This is a genomic window from Gaetbulibacter sp. PBL-D1, from assembly GCF_050509525.1.
Lineage (GTDB): Bacteria > Bacteroidota > Bacteroidia > Flavobacteriales > Flavobacteriaceae > Gaetbulibacter_B > Gaetbulibacter_B jejuensis.
This window is the reverse complement of the sequence record NZ_JBNWKB010000029.1, coordinates 5,425-12,292: the sequence shown is the minus strand read 5'-3', so window position 1 is coordinate 12,292 and position 6,868 is coordinate 5,425. Positions and strand designations below refer to the sequence as shown.

Here is a 6,868-nt window from a genome sequence, read left to right as displayed (position 1 = left end):
TGGAAGGTCTTACAATTTTGAAGTTGTTGGCCTACAAGGACTCTCAACAGCAACTGAAGCTGGAGTGAAAGACGTTCAAAAATTATCAGCTTTTATTATTGAAAAAGGCATTAAGGCTATCTTTGTAGAAAGTTCAGTACCCAAACGTACTATTGAAGCACTGCAAGCTGCAGTAAAATCTAAAGGTCACAATGTGGAAATTGGTGGAACTTTATATTCTGATGCGCTTGGAAATACTGGAACTAATGAAGGGACTTATATTGGCATGTTTGAGTATAATGTAAACACCATTGTTAATGCGTTGAAATAATGAAAAAAATAGCTGTACAAGTCGATGATTTAACGGTTGCTTATAACTACAAACCTGTACTTTGGGATATTGATTTAGAAATTCCTGAAGGTGTTCTTATGGCTATTGTTGGACCAAATGGCGCAGGGAAATCGACACTCATCAAAGCCATATTGGGTATTTTAAAACCTATTGCTGGTAGTGTTTCTATTTATGGAAAACCTTACGACAAACAACGTGATTTGGTTGCTTATGTGCCTCAAAAAGGAAGTGTAGATTGGGATTTCCCAACAACAGCCTTAGATGTAGTAATGATGGGAACTTATGGCAGTTTAGGTTGGATTAAACGTCCTGGTCAAAAAGAAAAAAAAGCAGCTCTTGAAGCTTTGGAAAAAGTAGGTATGTTGCCTTTTAAAAACAGGCAAATCAGCCAGTTATCTGGAGGACAACAACAGCGTATTTTTTTAGCACGAGCTTTGGTGCAAGACGCTTCAATATATTTTATGGATGAACCTTTTCAAGGTGTTGATGCCACTACTGAAATTGCCATTATCAATATTTTAAAGGAATTGCGAAAAGCTGGAAAAACCGTTATTGTCGTACATCACGATTTGCAAACTGTTCCTGAATACTTTGATTGGGTAACTTTCTTGAATGTGAAAAAAATTGCCACAGGTCCTGTCAAGGATATTTTTAATGATGACAACCTGACTAAAACCTACGGCATTAATTATAAAGTGAGCATACAAGAGTAACAATTGACAATGAATAATGAACAATAGAAAATATAGATTCCGCATCAACACTTCGACAAGCTCAGTGTGACATTGCAAAATGAAAAAACAAAAACTAATGTCTAACCTCTAACAACAAAATACCAATAGACTTTCTAGAATACATAGAACTCGTAATTAACGATTACACCTTAAGAACCATCACACTTGGAACCGCAATTCTTGGTGCTGTTACTGGTATGTTGGGTAGTTTTGCTGTACTCCGAAAACAAAGTTTACTTGGAGATGCTATTTCCCATGCTGCCTTACCTGGAATTGCAATCGCTTTTTTAATTACTGGAGCAAAAGACAGCAATACGCTCTTGTTAGGTGCTTTAGTGAGTGGGTTACTTGGCACGTTCTGGATTAGAGGCATCATTACCAAAACACATTTAAAATCGGATACTGCATTGGGCTTGATTTTATCCTTGTTCTTTGGCTTCGGAATGTTATTGCTCACCTTTATCCAAAAACAACCCAATGCCAATCAAGCTGGATTGGACAAATATTTGTTTGGTCAAGCGGCAACCTTAGTAGAAAGCGATGTGTGGTTAATGGCTATCGTGACTGGACTATGCTTATTGGTGCTTTTACTCTTTTGGAAGGAATTCAAAATATTATTGTTTGATAAAGACTATGCAAAAACATTAGGTTTCAACACCAAAACCATTGACATCCTAATTACGAGTTTTATTGTTTTAGCCATTGTTTTAGGCTTACAAACTGTAGGTGTGGTTTTAATGAGTGCTATGTTATTAGCACCTGCTGCTGCTGCAAGACAATGGACCAATAGCTTGAGTAAGATGGTGCTTTTAGCTGCTATTTTTGGTGCGTTTTCAGGAGTGTTTGGTACTGCCATTAGCGCAAGTCAGAACAACCTATCTACTGGTCCTGTTATTGTTATTGTAGCATCAGTGTTTGTTGTTGTGTCTTTTATCTTTTCTCCAAGCAGAGGATTACTATTTCGACAAATCCGATTTATTGCCAATAGACGCGATTTGGAACAGCAAAAAACCCTAGCCTTTATGTACCATATTGCTGAAACCCATGAAGACATTTCGCATCCACACACCATTAAAATCTTAAATAACTTCCAAGGGTTTACACGTAAAACACTGCAAAAACTGGTTGATAAAGACTATGTCACCATTGATGGCACGATGTGGAGTTTAACTCCAAAAGGCTTTGAAAAAGCCGCTAACCTATATAACCAACAACACAAGACCGATGAATAGCGCTCAAATTGAAATACAGCTCATTGCCAGTTTGGTTGCTGTGGCTTGTGCCATTCCTGGAACGTTTTTAGTGCTTCGAAAAATGGCAATGATTAGCGATGCTATCAGTCATTCTATTTTACCAGGAATTGTAATTGGATTTTTCATAACGCAAGACCTCAACTCGCCTTTACTTATTTTGTTAGCAGCCATCACAGGAATTATTACAGTGGTTTTGGTAGAGCACATTCAAAAAACAGGCTTGGTAAAAGAAGATACTGCTATTGGATTGGTATTTCCTGCCTTGTTTAGTATTGGCGTAATTATGATTGCTAAAAATGCCAACGACGTGCATTTGGATGTAGATGCTGTACTTTTGGGCGAATTGGCTTTTGCGCCTTTTGACAGACTTTTTATTGCAGGAACTGATGTTGGTCCAAAATCGTTATGGATTATTGGCGCTATTCTACTTATTACCTTAGGGTTACTTTTTGCTTTTTTTAAAGAACTAAAAATAAGCACCTTTGATGCTGGATTAGCAGCTTCACTCGGGTTTTCTCCTGCTTTAATTCATTATGGATTAATGACTGTGTCTTCGGTAACTACTGTTGGTGCTTTTGATGCTGTTGGTGCTATTTTGGTCGTAGCTTTAATGATTGCACCTGCTGCTGCTGCTTATTTAATAACTACCGACTTAAAGAAAATGCTCTTACTCGCCATAGCATTTGGTGTGTTTAGTGCTATTTCAGGCTATTGGTTTGCACACTGGTTAGATGCTTCAATTGCTGGCTCAATAACAACTATGCTAGGTTTACTTTTTTTAATTGTGTATTTGTTTGCACCAAGTAAAGGCTTAATAGCAGTAATGTACCGAGAGAAACAACAACGCATTGAAGTGTCTTTACTTACATTTTTACTGCATTTAAAAAACCATGACGATATTGAAGAACGTCATGTCAATCACCTCAACGAACATATCAATTGGCAAAAAGTGCGCAGTAAAACCGTATTGGATTTGGCTCAAAAGAACAATATGATTGAAATTGACAATAAGATTGTGTCACTTACCGAAAAAGGCGACGAATTTACTTCAAAAGCAATAGATTATATTATCACAAACGAAGATGCCCAAATTGAAGACATGAAAGACGATTTCTTTTTATTTAGAGGTTGATTGACTTTTCGTTTTCTGTTCTTTTATCCTTTATAGTTAAAGCTTTATCAACCCTCTCTATTTGTTGTTTTTCAAAAGTACTTGGATGCTCTAAAACACCTAAACTTGAATCTGGATTTTCTTTTGTGTTAATAGTAAGCTTGATAATGATATAAGCCAGTACAAAAACGACGAAAATTCCTATAATCCAGTACATTTAAAATCGTTTTTCCTTTTGTAGCTTTTCATACGCTTCCTGTACACGTCTAAACTTCTCTTCAGCTCCTTTTTGGTGTTCTTCTCCTAGATGCGCTACTCTATCAGGATGGTATTTTTTTGCCATTTTACGATAGGCAGCTTTAATTTCATCAACAGTAGCATCTTTAGTGATTTCAAGTATTTTATAAGCACTATCTGTACTGTTGTAAAACATGGCTTTAATACTTTCAAAATCGCGTGAACTAATGCTTAAATACCCTGAAATGGTATAAATTTGTCTTACTTCATCTTCAGTAACGTGTCCATCGGCTTTTGCTATTCCAAATAAAAAATGAAGGAGTTGTAAACGCGACGCATGATCCATCATACTGCGTATTTGCATACAAACTTGTCTTGTAGAAATATTCTGCTTACTAATACTTTTAAAGAGTCTAAACGCATTATTTGCTCGGTCTTTACCATACATATTGGTAAACTGTTGCCTTACAAAATCCAGTTCTCTTTGGTCTTGGTTACCATCGGCTTTTATAACTATAGACGCTAAAATGAGTAGACTTACTTCAAAATCGCCAGATTGTGTTTGTTTTGGTGCCTTAGTTGGTCTTGAGCTATAACGACCTTGTCTTGTACGTTTTGGTTCACTTTGTCCTAAAAGCGGACCACCATTGCCATTGGTCATAGCATCAACAATACTACCTAAAGCTAAACCTACAATTGCTCCTATTGGACCTCCAACAGACCAACCAATTGAAGCTCCAATCCATTTTGAAAAACTCATATGTGTATTTTAATTTTATAAGGGACTCAAATATACTATAGTTAGTAGTTTTTTAACAGCTTTTGTTACTGAAATTACCCATTGAAAACCTAAATGGTTCTATTTATTCTAACAACTACAATCTGTCGATTGACTGCTATTTTTCCGTATCTTTGCACAATAAATTATTAATCTTATAAAATTTACGATATATGTATCCAGCAGAATTAGTAAAACCAATGCGCGAAGATTTGACCAATGTTGGTTTTGAAGAATTACATACTGTTGAAGCTGTTGATGCTGCTTTAGCAAAAAAAGGAACAACTTTAGTAGTTGTAAACTCGGTTTGTGGTTGTGCTGCAGCAAATGCACGTCCAGGAGCTAGAATGAGTTTACAAAATGCTAAACGTCCTGATCACTTAGTAACTGTTTTTGCAGGTGTAGATAAAGAAGCTACTGATAAAGCTAGAGCTTACATGGTTCCTTTTCCTCCTAGCTCACCAAGTATGGCTTTATTTAAAGATGGTGAATTGGTTCATATGTTAGAGCGTCACCACATTGAAGGTCGTCCAGCTGATATGATTGCTGACAACCTAGTTGATGCTTATAACGAACACTGTTAATTTGCTACAACATTAAAGAATTATGAAAAAACCACGATATAGTCGTGGTTTTTTTGTGCATACATTTCATTGAATTACTTTTGTAATATGACAAAACTTTTAGCTTACCCTTTAACGGTTATTTACTTTATATTGTTTGGATTAACGCTAGTTATTTTTCATCCAATACAATGGCTGTGTCTTAATGTATTTGGGTATAAAGCTCATAAGATAAGTGTAGATTGGTTACAGTTTTTCATTATGCGATGCCTTAATGTTTTAGGTACTCGTTTTTCGTTTTCCAATCCGTATCAAATTAGCAGCAACCAACCAGTTATTATTGTTGCTAACCACCAAAGTATGTACGATATTCCTCCTTTAATTTGGTACATGCGAAAACACCATGTAAAGTTTATTAGTAAGAAAGAATTAGGTAAAGGCATCCCAAGTGTATCGTTTAATTTACGTCATGGTGGTTCTGCATTGATTGACCGAAAAAACCCAAAACAAGCCATAAAAGCTATTGAAGATTTTTCGCACTATATTGAAACCAACAAGCGTGCAGCTGTGATTTTTCCTGAAGGTACAAGAAGTAGAACTGGAACACCAAAACCTTTTCAAAGAAAAGGACTACTTACTTTGTTTGAGCATATTCCTTCTGCAACCATAGTTCCTGTAACCATAAACAACTCATGGAAAACCTTGCGTTATGGTAAATTTCCAATGGGACTTGGAGCTCATATTACGTTTACTGTTCATGAACCTATAATTTTAAGCGACAGTAAAGACCATATTGCACTTATTAACAATATTGAACAGACTATAACTTCTTCAATAAAATCATGACTAATCAACAAATAATTGACGCTACTAAAGCTTATGTAAAAGAGACTCTTAAAAATGCCGAAGGTGGTCATGATTGGTTTCATACCTTAAGAGTATACAACAATGCTGTATTGATTTCTAAAAAAGAACCTGTTGATGATTTTGTAGTACAACTTGGAGCATTACTACATGATATCGCTGATAGTAAATTTCATAATGGAGATGAAACTGTGGGTCCTGAAATGGCAAGAGTATTTTTGTTTGAACTAAATGTTGATTCTTTAATTATTGAGCATGTTGTGAATATTATAAAACACATTTCCTTTAAAAACTCTCTAAGTGGAAACGCCGAATTTACATCTAGAGAATTACAAGTTGTTCAGGATGCTGATAGGTTAGATGCCATTGGAGCTATTGGTATTGCACGTTGTTTTAATTATGGTGGTTTTAAAAACAGACCGTTGTTTGACCCTTCAATACAACCCAACATGAACATGACCAAAGAGGAATACAAAACCTCAGCAGCACCTACAATAAATCATTTTTATGAAAAGCTATTGTTGTTAAAAGACAAAATGAATACCAAAACAGGACAACAAATTGCCTCTAAAAGACATCAATTTATGGAAACCTATCTAGAGCAATTTTATGCAGAATGGGATGGAGAACGCTAAATTTACTTTTAAAACACTAGAAGGCATTCCTTCTAAAAATAACTTAAACGAAATTTTAACCGTTTATAAATCTGTTAAAGAATACCTATTAACTCTACTTTGTTATCATCAAAAGCAATTAATTGGTTTTAAAATTGGTTACAAGTATAACGCTAGTACTTTTTACAGTTGGGTTGGTGGCGTTTTACCAGATTACAGAAAAAATGGTATTGGAAAACAACTATCGCAATTGCAAGAACAAGCCATAAAGCAAAAGGGTTATAATACGTTAAGAACCAAATCCATGAATCGTTTTAAACCTATGATGATTTTAAACCTTAAAAATGGCTTTGACATTAAAAGTGTTTACACAAATGAAACTG

At 35.4% G+C, this 6,868-nt stretch carries 10 protein-coding genes; 8 read left to right on the top strand and 2 right to left on the bottom strand.

Going from position 1 to position 6,868, the window contains the following annotated elements; all coding sequences use genetic code 11:
• From ACQ0RB_RS15510 to ACQ0RB_RS15495, 4 genes are all read left to right on the top strand, one after another.
• Positions 1 to 310: metal ABC transporter solute-binding protein, Zn/Mn family (locus ACQ0RB_RS15510; protein WP_430499590.1), on the top strand; the 310-nt coding region annotated here is incomplete at its 5' end.
• Positions 310 to 1,044: a metal ABC transporter ATP-binding protein gene (locus tag ACQ0RB_RS15505; RefSeq protein ID WP_430498585.1), complete on the top strand. Its 735-nt coding sequence runs from the start codon at positions 310 to 312 to the stop codon at positions 1,042 to 1,044. The genes ACQ0RB_RS15510 and ACQ0RB_RS15505, both read left to right, overlap by 1 nt.
• A gap of 125 nt (positions 1,045 to 1,169) precedes the next feature.
• A complete protein-coding gene (locus ACQ0RB_RS15500) occupies positions 1,170 to 2,297 on the top strand; it encodes a metal ABC transporter permease (RefSeq protein ID WP_262732529.1) in 1,128 nt (375 codons plus the stop codon).
• Positions 2,290 to 3,450 (top strand): metal ABC transporter permease, encoded by a 1,161-nt coding sequence (locus ACQ0RB_RS15495; RefSeq protein WP_430499591.1) that lies wholly within the window; start codon positions 2,290 to 2,292, stop codon positions 3,448 to 3,450. Before ACQ0RB_RS15500 ends, ACQ0RB_RS15495 begins: the two co-directional genes overlap by 8 nt.
• On the opposite strand, the gene ACQ0RB_RS15490 is transcribed toward ACQ0RB_RS15495, so the two are convergent.
• Positions 3,440 to 3,646, bottom strand: a complete 207-nt coding sequence (locus tag ACQ0RB_RS15490) for a hypothetical protein (RefSeq protein WP_430499588.1) — start codon at positions 3,644 to 3,646, stop codon at positions 3,440 to 3,442. The two genes, ACQ0RB_RS15495 and ACQ0RB_RS15490, sit on opposite strands and share 11 nt — an antisense overlap.
• Positions 3,647 to 4,426 (bottom strand): TerB family tellurite resistance protein, encoded by a 780-nt coding sequence (locus ACQ0RB_RS15485; RefSeq protein ID WP_129759681.1) that lies wholly within the window; start codon positions 4,424 to 4,426, stop codon positions 3,647 to 3,649. It lies immediately after the preceding gene.
• Between the two features lie 191 nt (positions 4,427 to 4,617).
• On the opposite strand from ACQ0RB_RS15485, the gene ACQ0RB_RS15480 reads away from it, so the two are divergent.
• The 4 genes from ACQ0RB_RS15480 to ACQ0RB_RS15465 form a co-directional block, all read left to right on the top strand.
• The gene (locus ACQ0RB_RS15480; RefSeq protein WP_129759682.1) at positions 4,618 to 5,028 is read left to right on the top strand and encodes a BrxA/BrxB family bacilliredoxin; all 411 of its coding nucleotides are present in this window, start codon (positions 4,618 to 4,620) and stop codon (positions 5,026 to 5,028) included.
• An 87-nt stretch (positions 5,029 to 5,115) separates the two neighbouring features.
• Complete coding sequence (locus ACQ0RB_RS15475; RefSeq protein ID WP_430499585.1) at positions 5,116 to 5,853, top strand: lysophospholipid acyltransferase family protein; 738 nt, start codon at positions 5,116 to 5,118, stop codon at positions 5,851 to 5,853.
• On the top strand, positions 5,850 to 6,506 hold the full coding sequence (locus ACQ0RB_RS15470) for an HD domain-containing protein (RefSeq protein ID WP_430499584.1): 657 nt from the start codon (positions 5,850 to 5,852) through the stop codon (positions 6,504 to 6,506). The genes ACQ0RB_RS15475 and ACQ0RB_RS15470 overlap by 4 nt, the downstream gene beginning before the upstream one ends.
• Positions 6,493 to 6,868: GNAT family N-acetyltransferase (locus tag ACQ0RB_RS15465; protein ID WP_430499582.1), on the top strand; the 376-nt coding region annotated here is incomplete at its 3' end. The genes ACQ0RB_RS15470 and ACQ0RB_RS15465, both read left to right, overlap by 14 nt.

Bases quoted from the DNA above. Each gene is read 5' to 3' on its own strand.
- ACQ0RB_RS15490 (WP_430499588.1), bottom strand. From the start codon at position 3,646: ATGTACTGGATTATAGGAATTTTCGTCGTTTTTGTACTGGCTTATATC.
- ACQ0RB_RS15485 (WP_129759681.1), bottom strand. From the start codon at position 4,426: ATGAGTTTTTCAAAATGGATTGGAGCTTCAATTGGTTGGTCTGTTGGA.
- ACQ0RB_RS15495 (WP_430499591.1), top strand. From the start codon at position 2,290: ATGAATAGCGCTCAAATTGAAATACAGCTCATTGCCAGTTTGGTTGCT.
- ACQ0RB_RS15480 (WP_129759682.1), top strand. From the start codon at position 4,618: ATGTATCCAGCAGAATTAGTAAAACCAATGCGCGAAGATTTGACCAAT.
- ACQ0RB_RS15475 (WP_430499585.1), top strand. From the start codon at position 5,116: ATGACAAAACTTTTAGCTTACCCTTTAACGGTTATTTACTTTATATTG.
- ACQ0RB_RS15505 (WP_430498585.1), top strand. From the start codon at position 310: ATGAAAAAAATAGCTGTACAAGTCGATGATTTAACGGTTGCTTATAAC.
- ACQ0RB_RS15470 (WP_430499584.1), top strand. From the start codon at position 5,850: ATGACTAATCAACAAATAATTGACGCTACTAAAGCTTATGTAAAAGAG.